The sequence below is a fragment of the Sulfurimonas sp. NW7 genome, assembly GCF_051132265.1.
GTDB lineage: Bacteria > Campylobacterota > Campylobacteria > Campylobacterales > Sulfurimonadaceae > Sulfurimonas > Sulfurimonas hydrogeniphila.
The window spans coordinates 341,613-363,059 of the sequence record NZ_CP093235.1; the positions used below are offsets into that span (position 1 = coordinate 341,613).

25 protein-coding genes are annotated in these 21,447 nt (G+C 39.1%); 19 read left to right on the forward strand and 6 right to left on the reverse strand.

Features of this window, described 5'->3' with window-relative positions; genetic code table 11:
• The first annotated feature begins 109 nt into the window (after positions 1-109).
• Complete coding sequence (locus MLC35_RS01855; RefSeq protein ID WP_434581016.1) at positions 110-553, forward strand: CZB domain-containing protein; 444 nt, start codon at positions 110-112, stop codon at positions 551-553.
• A gap of 3 nt (positions 554-556) precedes the next feature.
• Here the strand turns inward: MLC35_RS01855 and ribA are convergent, their stop codons facing one another.
• The gene (gene ribA / locus MLC35_RS01860; protein WP_434637537.1) at positions 557-1,120 is read right to left on the reverse strand and encodes a GTP cyclohydrolase II; all 564 of its coding nucleotides are present in this window, start codon (positions 1,118-1,120) and stop codon (positions 557-559) included.
• A gap of 121 nt (positions 1,121-1,241) precedes the next feature.
• On the opposite strand from ribA, the gene hemB reads away from it, so the two are divergent.
• The 5 genes from hemB to MLC35_RS01885 are packed head-to-tail and all read left to right on the forward strand — an operon-like array spanning position 1,242 to position 6,071.
• Positions 1,242-2,216 (forward strand): porphobilinogen synthase, encoded by a 975-nt coding sequence (hemB, locus tag MLC35_RS01865; protein ID WP_434637539.1) that lies wholly within the window; start codon positions 1,242-1,244, stop codon positions 2,214-2,216.
• A gap of 52 nt (positions 2,217-2,268) precedes the next feature.
• Entirely contained in the window at positions 2,269-3,189 is a 921-nt protein-coding gene (gene argF, locus MLC35_RS01870) for an ornithine carbamoyltransferase (protein ID WP_151901111.1), read from the forward strand.
• A gap of 10 nt (positions 3,190-3,199) precedes the next feature.
• Positions 3,200-4,351: a 5-(carboxyamino)imidazole ribonucleotide synthase gene (locus MLC35_RS01875; RefSeq protein WP_151901110.1), complete on the forward strand. Its 1,152-nt coding sequence runs from the start codon at positions 3,200-3,202 to the stop codon at positions 4,349-4,351.
• Positions 4,348-4,863, forward strand: coding sequence for a 5-(carboxyamino)imidazole ribonucleotide mutase (purE, locus tag MLC35_RS01880; RefSeq protein WP_434637541.1), 516 nt, complete (start codon positions 4,348-4,350; stop codon positions 4,861-4,863). The genes MLC35_RS01875 and purE overlap by 4 nt, the downstream gene beginning before the upstream one ends.
• A 20-nt stretch (positions 4,864-4,883) precedes the next feature.
• The gene (locus tag MLC35_RS01885) at positions 4,884-6,071 is read left to right on the forward strand and encodes a multiheme c-type cytochrome (protein WP_434637543.1); all 1,188 of its coding nucleotides are present in this window, start codon (positions 4,884-4,886) and stop codon (positions 6,069-6,071) included.
• A 12-nt stretch (positions 6,072-6,083) separates the two neighbouring features.
• Here the strand turns inward: MLC35_RS01885 and trpS are convergent, their stop codons facing one another.
• Positions 6,084-7,049 (reverse strand): tryptophan--tRNA ligase, encoded by a 966-nt coding sequence (gene trpS / locus MLC35_RS01890; protein ID WP_151901107.1) that lies wholly within the window; start codon positions 7,047-7,049, stop codon positions 6,084-6,086.
• Between the two features lie 108 nt (positions 7,050-7,157).
• Here trpS and hpf point away from each other — a divergent pair, with 108 nt between their 5' ends.
• From hpf to MLC35_RS01905, 3 genes are read left to right on the forward strand one after another with little or no spacing between them, the layout of a single operon-like run.
• Positions 7,158-7,487: a ribosome hibernation-promoting factor, HPF/YfiA family gene (gene hpf / locus MLC35_RS01895; RefSeq protein WP_151901106.1), complete on the forward strand. Its 330-nt coding sequence runs from the start codon at positions 7,158-7,160 to the stop codon at positions 7,485-7,487.
• 9 nt (positions 7,488-7,496) lie between these two features.
• Positions 7,497-8,096, forward strand: a complete 600-nt coding sequence (locus MLC35_RS01900; protein ID WP_151901105.1) for a hypothetical protein — start codon at positions 7,497-7,499, stop codon at positions 8,094-8,096.
• A gap of 9 nt (positions 8,097-8,105) precedes the next feature.
• Complete coding sequence (locus MLC35_RS01905; protein WP_151901104.1) at positions 8,106-8,528, forward strand: CopD family protein; 423 nt, start codon at positions 8,106-8,108, stop codon at positions 8,526-8,528.
• A 131-nt stretch (positions 8,529-8,659) separates the two neighbouring features.
• Here MLC35_RS01905 and der read toward each other — a convergent pair whose 3' ends face one another.
• Positions 8,660-10,138 carry a ribosome biogenesis GTPase Der gene (gene der, locus MLC35_RS01910; RefSeq protein ID WP_151901103.1) on the reverse strand — a complete coding sequence of 493 codons (1,479 nt, stop codon included), beginning with the start codon at positions 10,136-10,138 and terminating at the stop codon, positions 8,660-8,662.
• A 118-nt stretch (positions 10,139-10,256) separates the two neighbouring features.
• Complete coding sequence (locus MLC35_RS01915; RefSeq protein ID WP_346389280.1) at positions 10,257-10,859, reverse strand: LPP20 family lipoprotein; 603 nt, start codon at positions 10,857-10,859, stop codon at positions 10,257-10,259.
• A gap of 70 nt (positions 10,860-10,929) precedes the next feature.
• On the opposite strand from MLC35_RS01915, the gene MLC35_RS01920 reads away from it, so the two are divergent.
• Positions 10,930-11,382: a phosphoribosyltransferase gene (locus MLC35_RS01920; RefSeq protein WP_434637545.1), complete on the forward strand. Its 453-nt coding sequence runs from the start codon at positions 10,930-10,932 to the stop codon at positions 11,380-11,382.
• Positions 11,383-11,498: 116 nt separating this feature from the next.
• Here MLC35_RS01920 and MLC35_RS01925 read toward each other — a convergent pair whose 3' ends face one another.
• Positions 11,499-11,855, reverse strand: coding sequence for a c-type cytochrome (locus MLC35_RS01925; protein ID WP_434637547.1), 357 nt, complete (start codon positions 11,853-11,855; stop codon positions 11,499-11,501).
• Positions 11,856-11,858: 3 nt separating this feature from the next.
• Positions 11,859-12,614, reverse strand: a complete 756-nt coding sequence (locus MLC35_RS01930; RefSeq protein ID WP_434637549.1) for a TerB family tellurite resistance protein — start codon at positions 12,612-12,614, stop codon at positions 11,859-11,861.
• A 43-nt stretch (positions 12,615-12,657) separates the two neighbouring features.
• Here MLC35_RS01930 and MLC35_RS01935 point away from each other — a divergent pair, with 43 nt between their 5' ends.
• The 9 genes from MLC35_RS01935 to MLC35_RS01975 all read left to right on the forward strand — a co-directional run bounded on the left by MLC35_RS01935 (position 12,658) and on the right by MLC35_RS01975 (position 21,447).
• A complete protein-coding gene (locus MLC35_RS01935) occupies positions 12,658-13,563 on the forward strand; it encodes a DMT family transporter (protein WP_434637551.1) in 906 nt (301 codons plus the stop codon).
• 63 nt (positions 13,564-13,626) lie between these two features.
• The gene (gene kdsA / locus MLC35_RS01940) at positions 13,627-14,421 is read left to right on the forward strand and encodes a 3-deoxy-8-phosphooctulonate synthase (RefSeq protein WP_434637553.1); all 795 of its coding nucleotides are present in this window, start codon (positions 13,627-13,629) and stop codon (positions 14,419-14,421) included.
• A gap of 20 nt (positions 14,422-14,441) precedes the next feature.
• A complete protein-coding gene (ribH, locus tag MLC35_RS01945) occupies positions 14,442-14,906 on the forward strand; it encodes a 6,7-dimethyl-8-ribityllumazine synthase (protein ID WP_151901097.1) in 465 nt (154 codons plus the stop codon).
• The gene (gene nusB, locus MLC35_RS01950) at positions 14,906-15,310 is read left to right on the forward strand and encodes a transcription antitermination factor NusB (protein ID WP_151901096.1); all 405 of its coding nucleotides are present in this window, start codon (positions 14,906-14,908) and stop codon (positions 15,308-15,310) included. Before ribH ends, nusB begins: the two co-directional genes overlap by 1 nt.
• Before the next feature lie 6 nt (positions 15,311-15,316).
• Positions 15,317-17,746 (forward strand): multiheme c-type cytochrome, encoded by a 2,430-nt coding sequence (locus tag MLC35_RS01955; protein ID WP_434581026.1) that lies wholly within the window; start codon positions 15,317-15,319, stop codon positions 17,744-17,746.
• Positions 17,746-18,180 carry a DUF302 domain-containing protein gene (locus tag MLC35_RS01960; RefSeq protein ID WP_151901094.1) on the forward strand — a complete coding sequence of 145 codons (435 nt, stop codon included), beginning with the start codon at positions 17,746-17,748 and terminating at the stop codon, positions 18,178-18,180. Before MLC35_RS01955 ends, MLC35_RS01960 begins: the two co-directional genes overlap by 1 nt.
• Positions 18,177-19,226, forward strand: a complete 1,050-nt coding sequence (locus MLC35_RS01965) for a dehypoxanthine futalosine cyclase (protein ID WP_434637555.1) — start codon at positions 18,177-18,179, stop codon at positions 19,224-19,226. Before MLC35_RS01960 ends, MLC35_RS01965 begins: the two co-directional genes overlap by 4 nt.
• 41 nt (positions 19,227-19,267) lie before the next feature.
• Positions 19,268-20,506, forward strand: coding sequence for a M16 family metallopeptidase (locus tag MLC35_RS01970; RefSeq protein ID WP_434637557.1), 1,239 nt, complete (start codon positions 19,268-19,270; stop codon positions 20,504-20,506).
• Positions 20,507-20,583: 77 nt separating this feature from the next.
• Positions 20,584-21,447: a DNA adenine methylase gene (locus MLC35_RS01975; protein WP_434637559.1), complete on the forward strand. Its 864-nt coding sequence runs from the start codon at positions 20,584-20,586 to the stop codon at positions 21,445-21,447.

The window sequence follows — 21,447 nt, forward strand, 5'->3', positions numbered from 1 at the left end:
TACATTCCTTTCTTAAGTTTTGACAAATTATATAATGATTTTTCTTAAATAGATGAATAAATTTAGAAATTTTATGTAATAATACAGGTACTTTATAAGGTGAAACAATATGACGAAAGAAAAAACAATAGATGCGATGGAACATGCCCGTGAGGCACATATAGAGCAGATGACAAAAATAAAGTTTTTGATTGAAGGCAAAAATATTGACAATTTAACACCTGTGTCGAAAATGAAGTGTGAATTTGGGAAGTGGTTTTATGATGATACCCAAGAAATAAAAAGTGTTTTAGGTGTTCAGTTTTATGAGAGTCTAGACAGGATACATGAAGCGTGGCATATACAGTATGCCAAAATCCATGCTATTTTTACGGGTGCAAAAGAGGAGGGTTTTTTTTCCAAACTGTTTAAAACACATAAGGTAGATGATTTGGAACTCGAAAAGGCAAAAGTATATTATAAAGATCTTGAAGAGATTACAAAAGATCTGCTGAGACTTCTTGAGACAAGCAAAAGAAGAGTGCAGGCCCTGAGCGCATCAAAGTTTTCCTGATCTTTATAAAAGATGTCCCATTCCGTCGCGCTTGACATCAAGGTATCCTTCATTATGCTTGTTCGGTTTCATAATAATGGGAATCCTCTCAACAATTTCAACACCGCTGATTGAGTTGACTTTGTCAGGATTGTTGGTCAGCAGTTTTATTTTTTTGATATTGTAATGATGCAAAATAAAAGTGACGATTTCATAGGTACGCTCATCTGCAGCAAAACCGAGTTGATGGTTGGCCTCTATGGTATTGAGTCCTTTGTCCTGCAGGGCATAGGCGTTGATTTTGTTTAAAAGTCCTATGTTTCTTCCCTCCTGCCGAAGATAGATTACCATTCCGCCGGTTTCATCAGCCATTTGCAAACCATACTCAAGCTGGTCACGGCAGTCGCATTTTAAACTGCCTATGGCATCTCCGGTAAGACACTCCGAGTGAACACGTACTATCGGCACTTCAGCCAACTCTTTTGCACAAATAACAAGATGCTCTTTTTGCCCTTGTTTAAAAGCCTGTACATTGAAATCACCGAATCTTGAGGGCAAATCTGCCACATCAGATATTTTTATTTGCATATATGCTGTCCTGTACAATTTTGCAGGCATTATAGTTAGATTATGATTAGAATTATATTATATGAATAAATTTAATCTTTAAAAGGGTAAAATAGCCTCTTTAAAATATAAAGGGTCAAAAATGTTTCAAAGATTTCGCAGAACCAGACTAAACAAGCATCTCCGTGCGCTTGTAAGAGAAACACATGTAACTGTAGATGATTTTATATATCCGCTTTTTATCCGTAGCGGTGGAGGTATTAAAACCGAAGTGGCATCCATGCCGGGTGTCTATCAGATGAGTATTGATGAGGCTGTAAAAGAGTGTGCGGTGCTTAAAAAATTAGGATTGTATTCGATTATTCTTTTTGGAATTCCCGATGTCAAAGATTCCATAGGCAGTGATGCTTTGTGTGAACACGGGATTATCGCTTCAGCAGTACGGGAGATAAAAAAAGCACACCCTGATATGTTTGTCGTCACAGATTTGTGTTTTTGTGAATATACCGATCACGGGCATTGCGGCATAATTGATGATGATCGTGAGACAGTTGATAATGATGCCACTTTGGAGATTTCCGGACAGCAGGCAATTATACATGCTAAAGCAGGTGCAGATATGATAGCACCTTCGGGTATGATGGACGGTATTATAGAAACTTTGCGAACATACCTGGACAGAGCAGGGTATAAAGAGTTGCCGATTATGGCATACTCTACAAAATTTGCAAGTGGATATTACGGACCGTTTCGTGATGTGGCTGAATCAACTCCTAGTTTTGGTGACCGCTCCTCGTACCAGATGGATCCTGCAAACCGCCGTGAAGCGATTGCTGAGAGTAAAAGTGATGAAGAGCAGGGGGCTGATATTTTGATGGTAAAGCCTGCTTTGGCTTATTTGGACATTGTGCGTGAGATTAAAGACAACACTTCGCTTCCGATGGCTGTTTATAATGTAAGCGGTGAGTATGCCATGCTGAAATTTGCCGGTCTGAATAATTTGATAGACTATGAACGCGTGGTGATGGAGACGATGATAGCATTTAAACGTGCAGGCGCTGACATAATTATCTCATATCATGCAAAAGAAGTAGCACAAATGCTCAAAAATCGCTAATTTAAAGAAAAGTATATTAAAATAGCTGATAAACAAAAAAGAGGAAGAAACTGTGAGACATTTTTTAACACTCAAAGATTTTACCAAAGAAGAGATTTTAGAAATTATAGATATCGGTCTGAAAATAAAAAAAGAGCTCAAAGCGGGCATTTACAATAAAGAATTAGAGATGCAGACACTTGCTATGATCTTTGAAAAGAGTTCAACAAGAACGCGTGTAAGTTTTGAAACAGGAATGTTTCAGCTTGGGGGGCATGCGCTTTTTCTCTCTAGCCGTGATATTCATTTGGGACGGGGAGAACCTGTAAAAGATACGGCAAGAGTTATTTCGAGCATGTGTGATATGGTAATGATACGCACCTATGAACATTCCATGATAGAAGAGTTTGCATCGTATTCTCAGGTACCTGTTATTAACGGACTCACTGATACCTATCATCCCGTGCAGCTTTTGGCTGATTATATGACGATGATTGAATTTGGAGTTGCAAAAAATGCAATTGTTGCCTACGTCGGTGACGGAAACAACATGACAAATTCATGGTTGATGCTTGCTGCAAAACTGGGCTTTGAATTACGTATTGCAACACCAAAGGGGTATGAAGTTGACAGTAAGGTTCTTCGAGATGCTTTGGATACAGCAAAAGAGAGCGGTGCGATTATCAGGGTAATGAATGATCCCAAAGAGGCAGTACGCGGGGCTACAATTGTCACAACAGATACATGGGCTTCAATGGGGCAAGAAGATGAAAAAGAGCAGAGAATCAAAGATTTCAAAGGCTTTATGGTTGACGGACTGATGATGTGTCTTGCACAAAAAAATGCAAAATTTTTACATTGTCTGCCTGCGTATCGGGGACAGGAAGTAAGCGAAGAGTTGCTTGAAGACAATGCGGATATAGTGTTTGCAGAGGCTGAGAACAGACTGCATGCACAAAAAGGGCTTATGGTCTGGCTTGACAGACAAAGGTAACTGTTGACAAATGGATAAAAATTTCAACTATTCAAATTTGAAACTCGGCATTATCGGAGGCGGGCAACTCGGCAGAATCATGTCACACAAAGCAAAAAAGATGGGATTTCATGTAACAATACTTGACCCCACATTTAACTGTCCTGCCGCACAGGTTTCAGACAAGCATATCCTTGGCGGGTTTTATGACAAAGAGAAGCTTGAACAGTTAGTGCAAGAGACAGATGTGACAACTTTTGAGTTGGAACATGTAGACACTTCCATACTCAAAGAGCTGTTTGATCATGGGCATATCATTCATCCCTCTCCTTATATTATCGAACTCATTCAAAATAAATATGAGCAAAAAAAACTTCTTGACAAAAAAGGTGTTCCTGTTCCTGCCTATAAAGATGTGAAGAAAGAGGAAGATTTGGCTGCCTTTGGATTTCCTGTTATTCAAAAAGCAAAGATGGGTGGTTATGACGGAAAAGGCGTGCAAATGCTAAAATCCGAAGCAGATGTAAAAAATGCACTCCAGACCGAATCATTTATCGAAGAGCTTGTGGATATAGACAAGGAACTGGCCGTAATCGTTGCGAGGAATATTGAAGGCCAGATCAAATGCTACCCTGTGGTTGAAATGCTTTTTGATGAGAGAGTGAATATTTGTGACATTGTAATGGCTCCTGCAAAAATTTCAAAAGAAATTGCGGACAAATCAAGAGAAATTTCAATTGAAGCCATCAAAGCCTTGGACGGTGTTGGAATTTTTGCTGTTGAATTGTTTTTAACAAAAAAAGGCAAGATTTTGGTTAATGAAATAGCACCGCGTCCTCATAATTCTGGACATTATACAGTTGAAGCCTGTGCAACATCACAGTTTGAACAGATTATCCGGGCGGTAACAAATCTGCCTTTGGGATCTACCAAGCTTATTTCTCCTGCAGTTATGATTAATTTGCTCGGAGAAGAAGGATATGAGGGAGAACCTTTTATAGAAGGAATTCATGATGCATTGGAGATTCCGGAGCTGTCTTTTCATTTTTACGGAAAAACCTTTACGAAACCATTTAGAAAAATGGGGCATGTAACAATCCTTGATGATGATATTGACGAGGCATTAAAAAAGGCAATGAAAGCAAAAGATATTCTAAAAATTAAAGGAAGCAAAAAGATATGAGTAAAGCGTTGGTTGGAATTATTATGGGGAGTGACTCGGATTTACCGGTTATGAGTGGGGCTATTGAGATATGTGAAGAGTTTGGTGTTGCCTGTGAAGTAGATATTGTCTCCGCACACCGTACACCGCAAAAACTTGTAGAGTATGCACAAACAGCACAAGCAAGAGGCTTGCGCGTCATCATCGCAGGAGCCGGCGGAGCTGCACATCTGCCGGGTATGATTGCTGCGCTGAGTGTCTTGCCTGTTATTGGAGTGCCGGTGAGAAGTTCTGCACTTGACGGAATGGATTCTCTGCTCTCTATCGTGCAAATGCCGGGAGGTGTTCCTGTGGCAACAGTAGCTATTAACGGTGCCAAAAATGCAGGAATTCTTGCAGCGCAAATTATTGGGACAGGGGATGAAGCCCTGCAGAAAAAGATTGCCGAGTATAAAACTGCAATGAAGGATGAGGTAGACAAAAAGTCAGAAAAACTTGCAAAAATGAAGTACAAAAAGTACTTGAACCAATAACAGACAAGGATTTGATTGAGATGAAATTTTTTCTTTTTTTACTCATTTTTTTTACTTCTCTTTTTGGAGCAAAAGCAGTTGAAGTCGGCAAACGGTTTGAAAGTTCCGAAAACTGCAAAGTCTGTCACAGGCGTATCGTAGAAGAGTGGAGTGCTTCATGGCATGCAAAAAGTCATTTTGGAAAAGATGAATATTTTAAGAAAAGTCTTGAATATGTCAGCCGTAAAACGAGAAAAAGTTTAAATGCTGTAAAAATTCAGTGTGCTACCTGTCATAACCCTCGAATCAGTGTAACAAAAACAGATGAAGATTATGAAATTGCTGCTGTTATGGGATTGGCAGATGAAGATGATCCTGTGAACAAAGCAGTAAATTCAAAGGTTATCAGTGAAGGAATTAATTGTGTTGTTTGTCACAATATAGATAAAATACATGATGAATATGACAAATCAAAACGAGGAATCAACAGAGTGGAGTGGACTCCGTCGGGTGTTATGACGGGACCTTTCAAAGATGCCAAATCGCCTTATCACAAGGTAGTCTCACATGAGTTTATGCGTTCAAATCCAAATAAACTCTGTTTTGTATGCCATGCAAATGACAGAAGTGTAAAAGGCGTGGTTTTTACAGATATGGAGAGTGAGTATGTCGGCAAGCAGACCTGTGTCTCGTGTCATATGGGTCCCAAACAAAAGGGTGTTGCCGCAACATATAAAATGTACAATGGTAAAGCAAAAATGCGAATGGTGAGAAAACACGGATTTATTGGTGCACATACACCCGGTTTATGGAAAGGCGCTTTGCGTTTGCAACTGAAAAAACAAAAAAACAGACTGCTCATAAAAGTTAAAAATCCGCAACCGCACAATATACCAAGCGGTTTTGGTTCAAGAGAACTTCTTGTTGAAATTGTCTATAAGAAAGGGACTGTAGTCATCAGTGAAAAAACTGTTTCTCTTTCACGCCATTATATAAGAAGACATAAAAAAGTCGGTATTGCGCATCTTGCGCTGAAGCAAAGTAAAGATACAAGTATAAAGGCACATGGTGAGAAAACAATACGTTTGCCGCTGGTCAATGGGGCAGACAGTGTTGAAGTGACATTGTATTATCGTCTTGTCAATGATGAGGTTCGCAATTTGCTGGATCTGAAAGAGCCGATCTGGTCGAAAAAGAACTTTATAGTAAAAAGTTCTTTGCGACTTTGATAAAATACTTTTTTAGTATTTTATCCCTGTTACTGTTCTGACTTTGTCTATAGTCGGCGCTACAATCTCTTTTGCTTTGTGCGCACCCTGGAGGAGTATTTCTCTCACTTCGTCTTGATGCGCTGCAAAATATTCTCTTTTTTCTCTGTAGGGTCTGAAATATTCCCAAATCACATCATGTAGATAGAGTTTAAAATGCCCGTGTCCTTCCCCGCCTTTTTTGTAACGTTCCTGGAGTTCTTTGCATTCATTTTCATTTAAAAAGAGTTTTGCCATATTGTACACATTACAGTTTTCATACTCTTTTGGTTCTTCCATCGGTACTGCTTCGGTAACAATTTTTTTGATTGTTTTGAGCTGTTTTTTCTCTTCACCAAATATATTGACAGTATTGTTATAGCTTTTAGACATTTTCTGTCCGTCAGTTCCTGGAACTGTGGCAACATTCGCTTCTATTTTATATTCCGGAAGTTTAAATATATCACCATATTCGTTGTTGAATTTTATGGCAATGTCGCGTGCAATCTCAACATGCTGGATCTGATCTTTTCCCACCGGTATAATATCAGGCTGATAGAGTAAAATATCGGCAGCCATTAAAACAGGATAGGAAAAGAGCGAATGGTTGGCGGCTATGCCTTTGGCAGTTTTGTCTTTATAGCTGTGAGCACGTTCGAGCAGCCCCATAGGTGTAAAAGAAGAGAGCACCCAGTAGAGTTCCAAGACTTCTTTTACATCAGACTGTACCCAAAAAGTTGATTTTTGCGGGTCTATGCCGAGTGCCAAAAAATCTGTTGCCGACTGCATAGTCAGCTCTGCCAGTCTTTTGCCGTCTTTTACGCTTGTCTGTGCATGGTAGTTTGCTATAAATGCAAAAGTGTCATTCTCTTTTTGTGCATCGACCATCTGTTTGATAGAACCAAAGTAGTTTCCTATATGCAAATCACCTGAGGGTTGAATACCGGTTAAAACTCTCATTATACAATTCCTGATTTTTTAAGGCGTATTATACCCATCTCAGCTTTATTTTGCTATTATATAGTTAAATATAATTAAGCCCTATGGCTTAAAATTAAAGGATTTATGATGATAGTACAAATTCGTGCAAAAGATATAACTTTAACAGACGAAAAGAAAGCACATATAGAACAGGGCATTGAAAAATTTAAAAAGTTTTCTTTAGATATTACAAGAGTAAACTGTATAGTTTCTGCTGAAAGAGCAGGTGTCTTGGTAGAGTTTGAAATACATGTAGCACACTCTGCTCCTATTGTCATCAGTGAACACCACAAAGACCTGGATGCTGCCATTGATGTGGCTGTTGACCGTGCAAATAAAGCTTTACGCCGCTTACATGACAAAGTAACTGATCATAAAGGGCCTTCTATTAAAGAATTAGAACTTACAGATGTATAAAGCAGCTATATGAAATTATTATTATTTTTGATTTTCACAGTAAATCTTTGGGCATCACAAAGTAACTATTCTCTTAGAGTGGCGGTTGGAAAACCTACATTCTATTCGGCAGCTGATATAGCGCTTGGAAAGTTTGGAGCTTACAGAGATGATTTAAAAGCGTATAATTTAGATGGAGGGTATCTTTTAGCAAAAGATTTATTTACTTTACCATTAGATTTGTATCTTAAAGGCGGATTGACATTTTATGATGAAACGGCACAAAAAGATGTATATGGTGCTGATATTTATATAAAAGCATATTACAATATTGATTTTTGGAATAACAGAGTGCGTTTTGGTTTTGGAGAGGGGGCTTCTTATGTAAGCCGTGTTTTGGAGATAGAACGCATAGATGCTCAAAATCATAATGACAACAATTCACACTTTTTAAATTATTTGGATATAAGCCTGGATTTTGATTTGGGAAAACTTGTGAAGTATAAGCCATTAGATGAAACATATATTGGTGTTTTGTTAAAACACCGGTCAGGGATTTTTGGTTTGATTAACAATGTAAGACACGGTGGTTCAAACTATGAATCTGTGTATATAGAAAAAAACTTTTAGGTGTCTTATATGTATAACTGGCTTTTATGGTTTCATGTCATCTCTTTTATCTCCTGGTTTGCAGTATTGTTTTATCTGCCTAGGCTTTTTGTCTATCATGTTGAAAACAGTAATAACAAAGGTTTTGTAGAGGTAGTTAAAATTCAGGAAATGAAGCTTTTTAAATATATAGGTGTGCCTGCTATGTGGGCTACACTCCTTAGCGGTGCAGCACTTATTTATCTTGGCGGATGGATGAGTGCTCCGTGGTTACATGTAAAGCTTCTGTTTGTACTTTTTTTAATTATAGACTTTTACTCAATGAATGTGTACAGAAAACAGCTTTTAGAAGACAGATGCACAAAAAGCGGAAAGTTTTTCAGAATGTATAATGAAGTACCGACACTTTTGATGCTTGTTATTGTAGCGATGGTTGTACTCAAACCCTTTTAAATCGGAATCGGTACTTTAGTGCCGACTGTTTTTTCTTTCTTCCTCTTTCATCTTTTTGTAAAAATAAACACTCAAGGCTGTCAGCCCGATTCCGCCAAATAAAAATGTAAACGCAAGCGCATAACTCATGTTTATTTGTCTCCTCTCTTTTTTGCTTTAAAAAGAAGCGGGGTTCCACTGAAATTAAAGGCTTCGCGCAGTTTGTTAGTAAGATAGCGTCTGTAGGTAAAATGCAGACCTTTGGGCTTATTCATAACAATGGCAATTTTTGGCGGTCGTGTTTCATACTGTGTTGCATAATAGATTCGAATCACCTGTCCGTGCATACTTGGCAGGGTGTGACGGCGCAGTGCCCGCTCCAAAACTTCATTGAGCCGGGATGTCGGAATTCTTTGTGAATAGTTTTCGTTTATTTCTAAAATCATATCATGAAGTTTGTCTACTCTTTGATGGCTTTTTGCCGAAAGGGTTAAAATAGGGGCATAGGCTAAAAACTTAAATCTGTCACGCACCTCTTTGATGATTTTGTCATGCTCTTCTCTTTTGGCAATATCCCATTTGTTAAGAATGATAATACAGGCAAGCCTGTTTTGATCAACAAGTCCCGCAATTTTTTCATCCAAATCCAAGAACGGCTCACTCGCATCCAAAACAACAAGTGCCATATTTGCATTTTCAAGCATCTCTTTTGTGCGCATTAAAGCATATTTTTCAATACCGACAATTTTTCCACGACGGCGAAGCCCTGCTGTGTCAACAAAGGTAAGCTGTTTGTCTTTATAGACTATGGTCTCATCAATCGGGTCGATTGTTGTACCGGCAACAGAACTCACAACAGAACGTTCTTCGCCCAAAAGAGCATTAAGCAGTGAACTTTTTCCGACATTGGTACGTCCGATAATAGCTATTTTTATATGGTTTATGTCATTTTCATCAAACTCTTTGATACGATCATTCTGAGCAAATATTGAGTCATCTTCTACCTCTTCCTCATCCCAGTAGATGAAACTGTCATCTTCTTCATCCTGGGCATATTGTGAGAAAAATTCTTCATCACTGAGTTCTTCTTTCTCCTCTGTGATGATTTGTACTTCTTCTGTTTCGTCTTCTTTGAGAATATCACTTTGTGGCAGTTTGTCATAGATCCAATCAAGCAGTTCAACAGTATTCCTGTTGTGTGCTACAGAGATACCGAAGATGGCATCTGTGCCAAACTCATAAAACTCCCAGAGCTTCTCTTTCATTTTGTCATTGTCTATTTTGTTGACAACAAGAGCAATCTCTTTACCCATATTTTGGAGTTCATAAAAAAGTTTTTTGTCTTCATCCTCAGGCAAACCTTTGCCGTCGACCATATACAAAATAATATCTGCTTTGTAGGCAGCTTTTAATGACATCTCTTTTATTTTATCAAAAAGCTCGCACCCTTTATCAAGTCCACCCGTATCTAACAGTTCTGCTTCTTTGTCAATAATTACGGCTGTTTTTCGTTTGACATCCCGTGTTGTTCCTGCCAAATCAGATGTTATGGCATCACGTTTTTTTACCAAACGATTAAAAAGTGAGCTTTTTCCAACATTTGGACGGCCTATAATTGCGATTTTTTTCATGAGTGAACCTTGTAAACTTGCGAAGAATTATAAAATATTTTTGAAATTATATCTAAATTATGGTTTAAATGGGGAGAGAAACAAAAACTGCCTGTTTTACAGGCAGTAGGGAGTGCTGTTATTCAGTCGGAAATTCTTTGTCTAAATTTTCCAGTGCCTGTTTTGACTGAAACTGCTGCCAAAGGGCATTGTCATTTTGAAAACTTGAAGCAACAGTTTTTTTGTAGGCTTTTTTGACCTCTTGGTTAACGCTTGACTCGGGAACAGTTACAAGCATATAAATTGCACCTGATGGCGCCGTCCACATATCTATAGCTTTGGAGTCTTTTAAATCCACTTTTGCCACCTGTTTTGTGACAGCCGTTGTGACTTTGTCCACTGTTTCGGCAGAACCGTTTCCTGTGGCTCTCGTAAAACCTTCCATCTTGTCTTTGATTTTGCTCTCAATCTGTTGTGCCAAATCAGAACGGCCGTTCATGAGGGCAACACGACGCATATGGGCAATACCTGCTGCACTTTTCTCTGCAACACCCACACCTGCATAGTAACCGGGTACTTCCGGTATACAGGTCCATCTGGGAGCGGCTACTCCCTCTTGTTTACATGTAAAGGTGGGTGTGTAGACTTCCTGCTTTTTTGGTTCGGCTTTTTTGCTGCTACAGCCTGTAATCGCTGCTGCGATCAGTGTTGTTGCAATTATATTTTTCATTATTTTATTCATTAACAGTACCTTTTTATTAACATTACATGTAGTATACTACCATAAATCTTTACCATAACTAAGGAAAACATTGAAACAGTACTATTCTTATGAAAATTTCAGAAATGATACATGTAAACTTAGAGACAATGTGAAAACATTTAAACCTGAAACAATAGTTGCTGTTGCAAGAGGCGGGCTTGTCCTGGCGCATTGTCTGGCAGAAGGGCTTGATATTCGAGATGTGCAGAGTATAAGAACAGAACTGTATGATGCTACATGTAAACGCGAAGCGCTGTCTCTTTTTGGAATGTGCAGTTTGGCAGATGTGAAAAGAGTGCTCGTTGTGGATGATATAGCCGACAGCGGTGAAACACTTGCGTATGTCATGCAGCATTTGCAAAAAAACTTTCCTGAAGCGGCATTTAAATCTTCGACACTTTTTTATAAAAAAACATCAATATACGAACCGGATTTTTGGATAAATGAAGCAGATGCATGGATAGAATTTTTTTGGGAGAAAGATTTCAGCCCAGCGGGTTAAACGGTTTTATGCTTTTCAATCCTGAGAGTCGGCACTAAAGTACCGACTGGTGTGACTTTTTTGCCACTCTCACTTCCTTAAAGGATGGGTTTTGACATATTCCCGGAATCCGTACTTCAGTGCGGACTGTGTTGCCTGGTAAAATCTGTTTCGTAAATATATGCAGCTATATCTTGTAAAACATCTTTTTCAAAGGCAAGATTGGGCATGAGTTCGTATTTGTCAATGGCATCTTGCATGATTGAAGTTGTTTCGCTCGGTTTTTGTACCCACTCTGCCATCTGTCTGACAAAATCTTTTTTATTGGGAAATGCATTCAAATATCTTGTACGCACTTCCATCATTGCCGGGGCCGAGACAGATTTCGTTTCAAAATGACAGGTTGTGCAGTTGCCGTGAAAGAGCAGGGCACTGTTTTGTGATGCCTGCAAAAGAGTGCTAAGGAAGCAAAGCAGTATAAAAAGAGATTTCACACGCTATCCTCTGGATTTTTTTATCATCTCATAGGCCTGATTTATCTCCTGCGTTTTGGCAGTTGCTTCTTTGATATACTCTTCGCTTTTTCCCTGAGACTTGATGATATCAGGGTGATACTGACGCACAAGCTTTCTGTAGGCTTTTTTGATGCTGCTCATATCATCATTTTTACTGACACCCAAAATTTTGTAGGCATCATCCAGCGTAGCCTGCGGATGGATGTTTTTCATCATCGCTTCAAACTGGTCAAACAGAGCGTGATATTTTTGCGGATCAAATGCAAAAGCCTCGGCAATTGTGGTGAGTACTTCTTCTTCACTTTGGGTCACTTCACCGTCTGCAAAAGCGAGCTGAATGAGAAATCCCATAAACTGCTCTTGTTGGGCTTTATTACGTCTGAGTGCTTCTGCTAAAGCATGGGCAATCTGCTCTGTATTGTCACGGCGTTCTTTTTCTTCGTTGAAGATTTGTTTTAAAATATCTTTTGTTTTTGCAGGTTCCGGAAAGACCTTGGAAATGTCATCAAACATGATGCCTACAAGCTGTGCTTCAAGGGCATCGACATGACCGTCTGCCTTGGCAACTTTGGCAACAAGGGCGACAAAAAGTCCCAGCTCACTGTTTTTGAGTGATTCATACGAAACAGAAAAATTTTTAAATGCTTCTTGCGAATACTCGGCTGTGTATCTGCCGTAACTTTTAAATATATAATAAAAGACTGCCCCTAAAAGCAGAAATAAAAATAAATTACCCATATATTTTCCTATATTTTTATGAGATTATACAATGCTGAAGTAAATGGATATAATTGCATTTATGAATAGAATCAAAAATTTAAACAAAGGCGTACAGTATATGCTTATTGCCAGCCTGGCATTTGCTGTTATGGGTGCTTTTGCCAAACTTGCCAGTCAAAACATGAGTTCACTTGAAGTTGTTTTTTTTAGAAATATTGCAGGGGTACTGTTAGTCGGTATCGCAGTATTGAAAAAGCCTATGCAGCACAAGGGAGGAAAGCCTCTGTTGCTCTTTTTTCGGGGTTTCATGGGCTTTGTCGCTCTGCTGGCATTTTTTTACAATATCGCACATATTCCTCTGGGCGATGCAATGACCTACTCCAAAACATCTCCGATTTTTACGGCAATATTTGCCTGGCTTTTTTTAAATGAAAAACTCTCTTACAGGGGATGGATTGCCGTTTTTACAGGCTTTGTCGGTATACTTTTTATAACACAGCCGAGCGGAATCGGATTTTCAAAATATGATCTGCTCGGAATTTTCAGCGGGGTGGGTGCAGCACTTGCCTATACCTCTGTACGGGAATTAAAAGCCTACTATGATACCCGTGCCATTGTGCTTTCTTTTATGATTACAGGAACACTCGGTCCGGTCATTTTGTTTGTTGTTTCTCCTTATCTGAACTTTCCTGAACTTGATTTTATGCTTGCAAAATTTGTAATGCCGCATGGTATTGTCTGGTTCTATCTCTTTGCGATGGGAATTTTTGCTACAATTGCACAATTGCTGATGACAAAAGCCTACGGAGAGACAAAAGCGGGAATTGTCGGTGCTGTAAGTTATACAAATATACTTTTTTCGATACTGGTCGGTCTGTTTTTGGGAGATGCTTTTCCGTCACTGGTAACGAGTTTTGGAATCGTACTGATAGTTGTTGCGGGTATTATGGTTGCACGCGATAAGTAGGGATTAAAAAGAAAAGAGTATAATGCAATACAATGAAAAAATTATACAAATTAGGTGAAAATAATGAAACTTTTAGCGGGCCCCTGTGTTATTGAGAGTGAAGAAAATATTTTTACAATAGCAAAAGCATTGGAAAAATATCATAATGACGAGACAATAGATTTTTATTTTAAAGCGAGTTTTGACAAAGCCAACCGAACATCTTTGGAGAGTTTTCGTGGTTTGGGTATGGGTGAAGGTCTTCGCATACTCCAAAAAGTCAAAGATGATTTTGGCTATAAAATAGTGACGGATGTGCATGAAACGATTCAGGTTGAACCTGTTGCAAATGTGGTAGATATGTTGCAGATTCCTGCATTTTTATGTCGGCAGACAGATTTACTCGTCGCCTGTGCAAAAACAGACAAAGAGGTAAATATCAAAAAGGGACAGTTTATCAACCCGCCTGATATGAAATACTCTGTTATGAAAGTGCTTAAAACCCGCGGATGTGATGAAGTGAATTATGAAAATTCCCAAAAGCACGGGGTCTATCTGACAGAGAGAGGCAGTTCTTTCGGATATGGCAACATTGTTGTGGATATGCGTTCTTTGGTGATTATGAAAGAATTCGCACCGGTGATTTTCGATGCCACACACTCTGTACAGATGCCGGGTGCTTTAGGCGGAAAAACAGGCGGTGACAGCTCTATGGTGCCGCATCTTGCAAAAGCGGCAGCAGCCATCGGCGTGGACGGATTTTTCTTTGAAACACATTTTGATCCAAGTTGTGCTTTGAGTGACGGTCCAAATATGCTAAAATTAGACGAATTGGAAAAACTGATAGAGAAAATCAAAAAAATACAAGCAGTAATATAAATAACTCACAAGGAAGAAGTATGCAGTTAATTGAAGGTAAATTAAAAGTAGTAAACGGCAAAAAAATTGCCATAGTAAGTACACGATGGAACCACTTTATAGTGGACAGACTCGTAGAGGGAGCAAAAGATGCCTTTGACCGTCACGGCGGGAATGAAGAAGATTTGACACATGTATTGATTCCGGGTGCGTTTGAGTTGCCGATGATCGTCGATCAACTCCTTGCAAGTGGAAAATATGATGCAATTTGTGCATTGGGAGCCGTAATACGCGGTTCAACACCGCATTTTGACTATGTTGCGGCTGAAGCGACAAAAGGAATTGCAAGCATGAGTCTAAAATACCAAAAACCGGTTTCATTCGGTCTTTTGACAACTGACACGATTGAACAGGCGATAGAGCGAGCCGGAACAAAAGCCGGAAACAAAGGTTTTGAAGCAATGACGGTTGTGATTGAAATGCTAGATTTGTATGAGGTGCTGTAATGGCTACTCGTCAACAGGCGCGTATGGCTGTAGTCAGTCTTTTGTACGCATACGATCTTGGAAATGGCAATACTTCCGAACACTCTAATGAAATTCTTGAAGAGAAAAAAATCAGAAACAAGCAAAAAGATTTTGCTCTTGGACTCTATGAAGGTGTAATGGAGCATATTGAGGCAATTGACAAAGCTATTGTAGAACATCTCAAAGAGTGGGATTTTGAACGTCTAGGTGCCATTGAACGTGCAACATTGCGACTGGCTACGTATGAAATTCTTTTTAGCGGGCTTGATTCTGCCGTAGTTATCAATGAAGCAGTTGAAATTACAAAATCGTTTGGAACAGAACAGTCTCCAAAGTTTATCAATGGTGTTTTAGATGCAATAGCCAAAGACAAAAAGGCATAAACAGAGATGAGAAAGATACTCTGGTTCGGTGTTTTATTTGCAACATTTTTATCTGCAGCAGTCAATTACAAACAAACAAACAACTGTTTGAAATGTCACGGAGGGATTGAGCATATACGGGCGCCTGAATCCGGCATGGCAAAAGCGATTGCAAAAAAAGCAGCCAAAGCAGGGTATCCGAAAAACAGCTGTATTGTCTGTCACGGAGGCAATCCGGCAACAAAACATAAAAGCAAAGCCCATAAAGGAAGTCTGAAATACTTTTTGTCGCATGAAGGCCCCAAAGAGTTTTATCCGGCACCGGGAAGTACCTGGGTCAACAAAAATACCTGTGGAATGTGTCACAAAGAAGAAGTCGCAGCACAAATGAATTCTCTGATGATGACAGAACAGGGAAAAATCCAGGGAGCACTTTGGAGTTTTGGTGGCAAAGAGGGATATAACCATACAGTAGGCACATATCAAACAAAAAATCCGACAGATATTCATGCCAGACTTGGTACAAAAAAGTATCAGGAGTATATGCAAAAACTCTCAAAAATGGAACCGCAGGCATTTCCTGAAAAGATGACCCAGTTGCCTCCCGCTCCAACAGCACAAGAGATTGAAAAAGACCCTTCTTTGGCTGTGTATACCTATTTGCGTCAAGAGTGTCTGCGTTGCCATACAGGAAGCAAAGGGCGTCAAAAAAGAGGTGATTACCGAGGTATAGGCTGTGCAGCCTGTCATATCCCCTATTCAAACGAAGGCTATTATGAGGGTGGCGACAAAAGTATATCGCATAAAGAACGGGGTCATTTGCTTGTGCATCAGATACAGTCATCACGCGAAACAAAAGTTACGGTGCATAAACAGAGTTATTCGGGCATTCCGACAGAGACATGTTCAACATGCCATAATCGCGGAAAACGTATCGGGGTTTCATATCAGGGACTGATGGAAACTGCTTACAAGGCAACTTTTGACAAAGACGGAAACCCCCAGCCCAAACTTCATACCAAACGATACATTCATATGCAGGGAGATGTGCACTTCAAAAAGGGAATGCTGTGTCAGGATTGCCACACATCCAATGATATGCACGGAGACGGTTTTTTAAGCGGAGCCAATGCCGGTGCTGTAGAGATAGAGTGTCAGGACTGCCACGGAACAACAAAAAAATATCCCTGGGAACTGCCATTGGGTTACAGTGATGAGTTTAAGACATCTCCACAGACAGGAGAAGCCAGAGGCGTTACAAAGACGATGGCAGAGTATCTAAAACAGGGAAGTGTCAATAAACCGGATGAGGGTTATCTGCTTTCGGCACGGGGAAATCCTTTGATACATGCAACCAAAAAAGGCAATGAAGTTATAATGCATTTGGCAAGCGGAAAAGATGTGGTGCTCAAACCGCTCAAACTGCTTAAAAAAGAGGAAAAACTCTCAAAAGCCGGACTGCTGGCAATGGACAAGATTACAGCACACAATGACAGACTTGAGTGTTACACCTGTCATGCAACATGGGCACCGCAGTGCTACGGTTGTCATGTGAAAATTGACTACAGCGGCGGAAAACAAAACCCTGATTATCTGCAGTCTTCTCATGATCATGATATACACGGACAAACAGGTATTATGCGAAAATCATTGAAAAAATATCTGGTTGACGGACAGGTTACCGAAACAAGAAGTTTTTTACGCTGGGAAGATCCGGCTCTGTCCCAAAACGGAGAAGGACGTATAAGCCCGACTGTTCCGGGATGCCAGACAACGATTACCGTTATCGGGAAAGACGGTAAGGCGCTTTTGCAAAATCACATTTTTAAAATACCAAATGTCGAAGGTGCAGGAGCTGAAGGTCAAAATGCCATTGATATGGCACCGATTCAGCCTCATACCATTCAAAAAGAACCAAGAAGCTGTGAAAGCTGTCATGCAATGAAAAAAGCACTCGGGTACGGTATAACAGGTTCGCAAACAACATTTGATCCTTCTGTGGATACTATAGTCGATATCATGAGTGCTGATGGAAAAATAATGCCGACGATTGTAGATGAACAAATTCCTGCCATACCGAATCTTCATTTTGACTACTCAAAATTTTTAGATGAAAACGGAACGCAACTGCAGACTGTCGGGCATCACTGGAAACTTTCACAGCCTCTGAGCCAGGCACAGATTGATAAAACAGACAGAGCAGGAGCCTGTGTGGCCTGTCACCAAAGTATACCGGAAGGAAATCTGGCAGTTTCCGCAATGGCACATATTGCAGAGATGGCAAATATAAATATAGACAACAAAGAACATGCCGATATTTTACATAAAGTTTTAAATTTAGCTGCATGGCTTCAGGTAATTCTGGGTGTATTTATTGGTATGCTTGCAATGTACATTTTTTATAGGCTTTTTATTAAAAAGAAGTCTATCAGTTCACGAAACAGAGGATGGAAATAATGAAATATTTTTTACTGTTGGTAACACTTTTAAATGTTACTCTTTTTGCAAATGATATCATTATAAAAGAGAGTACAAAGAGTGTTGATACAACAATACAAAAGATAAAAGACATTGTGACAAAAAAGGGTTTGCGTGTTTTTACTGTAGTTGACCATCAGGCAAATGCAAAACACATCGGGATGCAAATGCGAAGCAGTAAACTGATAATTTTTGGCAATCCTGAAACAGGCACACAACTGATGCAGCAGGATATTGTAACAGGTGTTGATTTGCCTATGAAAATTCTTGTCTACCAAGACAGAGACAAAAAGGTGAAAGTTGCCTACAGAAACGGAAGTTGGCTCAAAGAAGAACACCCGTTGCTCTCAGATAAACTGGTGCAAAAAATAGATAATGCACTTGATAAAATTACAAACAAAGCGATACAATGAGCAGACTGACAAAAGAAGAAGCACTGGATTTAATCCGCAATGCGGATTTAAAAGAGTTAGGAAAGATGGCGACGAACAGAAAAAAAGAGTTGCATCCAAAAGGAATCACGACCTTTGTCATTGACAGAAACATTAACTATACAAACATCTGTTGGGTAGACTGCAAGTTCTGTGCCTTTTACAGACATGAAAAAGATGCGGATGCCTATGTGCTGAGCTTTGACGAGATAGATGCAAAAATAGACGAACTCTTGGAAATCGGCGGGACACAGATACTTTTTCAAGGCGGTGTGCATCCCAAACTCAAAATAGAGTGGTATGAAGATTTGGTGGAACACATTCATCAAAAATACCCGACGATTACGATTCACGGATTCAGTTCCATCGAGTTGGACTTCATCGCCAAAGTTTCGCGTATCAGTATTCAGGAAGTTTTGGCACGTTTAAAAGCAAAAGGACTGGCTTCTATTCCGGGTGCGGGGGCTGAGATACTTTCAGACAAAGTGCGTGACATTATTGCACCCAAAAAGATAGACGCTGAAGTCTGGGTGGATGTTCACAGACAGGCGCATAAACTCGGTATAATGAGTACGGCGACAATGATGTACGGAACAGTTGAGAGTGATGAAGACATCATAGCGCATTTGGATATGGTGCGAAATCTGCAGGATGAAACGGGAGGATTCCGTGCTTTCATTATGTGGAGTTTTCAGGGCAAAAACACGGAACTGCTGCGTCTGATTCCTGACATGGAAAAACCCTCTTCTAACAGATACTTGCGTTTGTTGGCTGTTGCCCGTCTGTATCTTGACAATGTGCCAAATATCCAAAGTTCCTGGGTTACGCAGGGTCCCTATATCGGTCAGATGGCACTCAAATTCGGGGCAAATGATTTGGGAAGCACGATGATGGAAGAAAATGTCGTCAGTTCAGCCGGTGCGGCCTACCACATGGCAAAAGAGGAGATGGTACATCTCATCAAAGACCTGGGTGAAACCCCGGCTGTAAGAAATACGGCATATGAGACTTTAGAGATATTTCAATAATGAAACTTTTTTTTATAATATTAGCAATAGGACAGATAATCATGGCAGCACAAATAGACTATATAGAAGTAAAGGGAATCAAAGTCCCGCTTATTTTTGAGCAGGATAAAAGACTTCCCCTTGTCAACACACAGATTGTGTTTACAAACAGCGGAACGATAACAGATACAAAAATACCGGGATTGGCAAAATTTTCTTCAAAACTTCTCAATGAGGGAACAAAAAAACTGGGTTCAAACGGTTTTTCTGAGGAGCTTGAGTCTCGGGCGATTCACATATCTGCAAATACAGGCAGTGAGACTTTTGTAATTGAAATGAGTTCGCTTAAAGATGAGTTTGAAAATGCCACAAAGTTTTTAAATACTTTGCTGAAAGATCCAAACTACAGTGAAGCAGCGCTTTCCAAAGTCAAAACAATGACGCTTGGTTCACTTAGCCGCAAAGAGAATGACTACGATTATGTTGCATCAAACGAACTCAAAAAGCTTCTTTTCTCAAACACACCGCTGGCACAGCCTGCATCGGGCACTGTAGAGAGCGTAAAAAGCATAGAACTAAAGGATGTAAAAGAGTTTGTGAAGCAGCATTTGGTTGTGGCTAGAGCTATCATTGTCATCGGAGGTGATCTTGATATAAAAGAAGTCAAAGAGAATATGGCCAAAATTTTAAATACACTGCCAAAAGGCAAAAGCGAACCTCTGCCGCATTTTCAAGCGAGTGACAAGCCAAAAGAGAGTATTTTAAAAAGAGAAACAGAACAGGCATACATCTATTTCGGCTCACCGTATAATATGGCTGTAAATGATGAAGAGTATTACAAAGCCAGAGTGGCAACCTTTATACTCGGAACAGGCGGTTTTGGCAGTCGTCTGATGGAAGAGATTCGTGTCAAACGCGGACTTGCCTACTCCGCCTATGCTCGGGTACATGTAAACAAATCTGTTTCGTATATGGACGGATATCTGCAGACAAAACTTGACTCAATGGATGAGGCGAAAAAAACAGTCATAAATGTGATTTCGGAATTTGTTCACAAAGGTGTAAGCAAAGAAGAGCTTGAACAGACAAAGAAATTTCTTCTCGGCAGTGAACCGTTACGGGTAGAAACCATGAGCCAAAGACTGCAACGCACCTTTATGGACTACTACAAAGGTTTTCCTCTGAATCATTCAGAAACAGAACTCAAAAAAATTAAAAAATTAAAGCTCAAAGATTTGAATGATTTTATCAAAAAGCATACAGAGATCCTAGAGCAGAGCTTTGCGATAGTAACGAAGTAATATGGCATGATGTCATATTTTTCATTTTTCATTGCAATTTATAATAGTATAGTATTAAAAATATAAGGGATTTTATTATGACGGCTCCTATAAACTATAAACAGCTTACAAAGTACAAACCATTTATAAAATGGGTAGGAGGCAAAAGAGGTCTGCTCCCACAATTGTTAGAAAAATTTCCAAAAAAATTTGAAAATTATCATGAACCGTTTTTAGGAGGTGGTGCAGTTTTTTTTGAGTTATATTCGCAAGGTTTACTTCAAAATAAAAAAGTGTATCTTTCAGATATTAATAGCGAACTTATTAATGCTTATAACGTTGTAAAAGAAAATCCAGATGAACTTATAGTTAACCTTGAAACATATGAAAAACTACATTCTAAAGAGTTTTACTACGAAGTAAGAGCATTAGATCGCAAAGAAGATTTTAAAAATTTAAGTGATATTGAAAGAGCTACAAGATTTATATATCTTAATAAAACTTGTTTTAATGGACTCTACCGAGTTAATAAAAAAGGACAATTTAACACACCTATAGGAAGTTATAAAAATCCAAATATTGCAGATAGAGATACGATTTTAAATGCAAGTGAAGCATTGCAAAATGCAATTATTTTAAATAAAACATTTCATAATGTTACTGATAATGTAAAGAAAAACGATTTAATTTATTTTGATCCTCCTTATTATCCATTAACACAAACTGCAAACTTTACAGCGTATGATGAAAATACTTTTTTGGATGATAAACAAAGAGAATTGTTTGATGTTTTTGAAGAGTTACACAAAAAAAATTGTTTTGTTTTACATAGCAATTCAGATACTGGCTTTATAAAAGAGTTGTATCAAAAATATAATATTGAATTTGTTCAAGCTAATAGATTTATTAATAGCAAAAGCGATAATCGCGGTAAGATTAATGAAGTTTTGATAAGGAATTAG

Coding starts and splice junctions, on each gene's coding strand:
- MLC35_RS01855 (WP_434581016.1), top strand. CDS start 110: ATGACGAAAGAAAAAACAATAGATGCGATGGAACATGCCCGTGAGGCA.
- ribA (WP_434637537.1), bottom strand. CDS start 1,120: ATGCAAATAAAAATATCTGATGTGGCAGATTTGCCCTCAAGATTCGGT.
- hemB (WP_434637539.1), top strand. CDS start 1,242: ATGTTTCAAAGATTTCGCAGAACCAGACTAAACAAGCATCTCCGTGCG.
- MLC35_RS01875 (WP_151901110.1), top strand. CDS start 3,200: ATGGATAAAAATTTCAACTATTCAAATTTGAAACTCGGCATTATCGGA.
- purE (WP_434637541.1), top strand. CDS start 4,348: ATGAGTAAAGCGTTGGTTGGAATTATTATGGGGAGTGACTCGGATTTA.
- MLC35_RS01885 (WP_434637543.1), top strand. CDS start 4,884: ATGAAATTTTTTCTTTTTTTACTCATTTTTTTTACTTCTCTTTTTGGA.
- trpS (WP_151901107.1), bottom strand. CDS start 7,049: ATGAGAGTTTTAACCGGTATTCAACCCTCAGGTGATTTGCATATAGGA.
- hpf (WP_151901106.1), top strand. CDS start 7,158: ATGATAGTACAAATTCGTGCAAAAGATATAACTTTAACAGACGAAAAG.
- MLC35_RS01900 (WP_151901105.1), top strand. CDS start 7,497: ATGAAATTATTATTATTTTTGATTTTCACAGTAAATCTTTGGGCATCA.
- MLC35_RS01905 (WP_151901104.1), top strand. CDS start 8,106: ATGTATAACTGGCTTTTATGGTTTCATGTCATCTCTTTTATCTCCTGG.
- der (WP_151901103.1), bottom strand. CDS start 10,138: ATGAAAAAAATCGCAATTATAGGCCGTCCAAATGTTGGAAAAAGCTCA.
- MLC35_RS01915 (WP_346389280.1), bottom strand. CDS start 10,859: ATGAATAAAATAATGAAAAATATAATTGCAACAACACTGATCGCAGCA.
- MLC35_RS01930 (WP_434637549.1), bottom strand. CDS start 12,614: ATGGGTAATTTATTTTTATTTCTGCTTTTAGGGGCAGTCTTTTATTAT.
- MLC35_RS01935 (WP_434637551.1), top strand. CDS start 12,658: ATGGATATAATTGCATTTATGAATAGAATCAAAAATTTAAACAAAGGC.
- kdsA (WP_434637553.1), top strand. CDS start 13,627: ATGAAACTTTTAGCGGGCCCCTGTGTTATTGAGAGTGAAGAAAATATT.
- ribH (WP_151901097.1), top strand. CDS start 14,442: ATGCAGTTAATTGAAGGTAAATTAAAAGTAGTAAACGGCAAAAAAATT.
- nusB (WP_151901096.1), top strand. CDS start 14,906: ATGGCTACTCGTCAACAGGCGCGTATGGCTGTAGTCAGTCTTTTGTAC.
- MLC35_RS01955 (WP_434581026.1), top strand. CDS start 15,317: ATGAGAAAGATACTCTGGTTCGGTGTTTTATTTGCAACATTTTTATCT.
- MLC35_RS01960 (WP_151901094.1), top strand. CDS start 17,746: ATGAAATATTTTTTACTGTTGGTAACACTTTTAAATGTTACTCTTTTT.
- MLC35_RS01965 (WP_434637555.1), top strand. CDS start 18,177: ATGAGCAGACTGACAAAAGAAGAAGCACTGGATTTAATCCGCAATGCG.
- MLC35_RS01970 (WP_434637557.1), top strand. CDS start 19,268: ATGGCAGCACAAATAGACTATATAGAAGTAAAGGGAATCAAAGTCCCG.
- MLC35_RS01975 (WP_434637559.1), top strand. CDS start 20,584: ATGACGGCTCCTATAAACTATAAACAGCTTACAAAGTACAAACCATTT.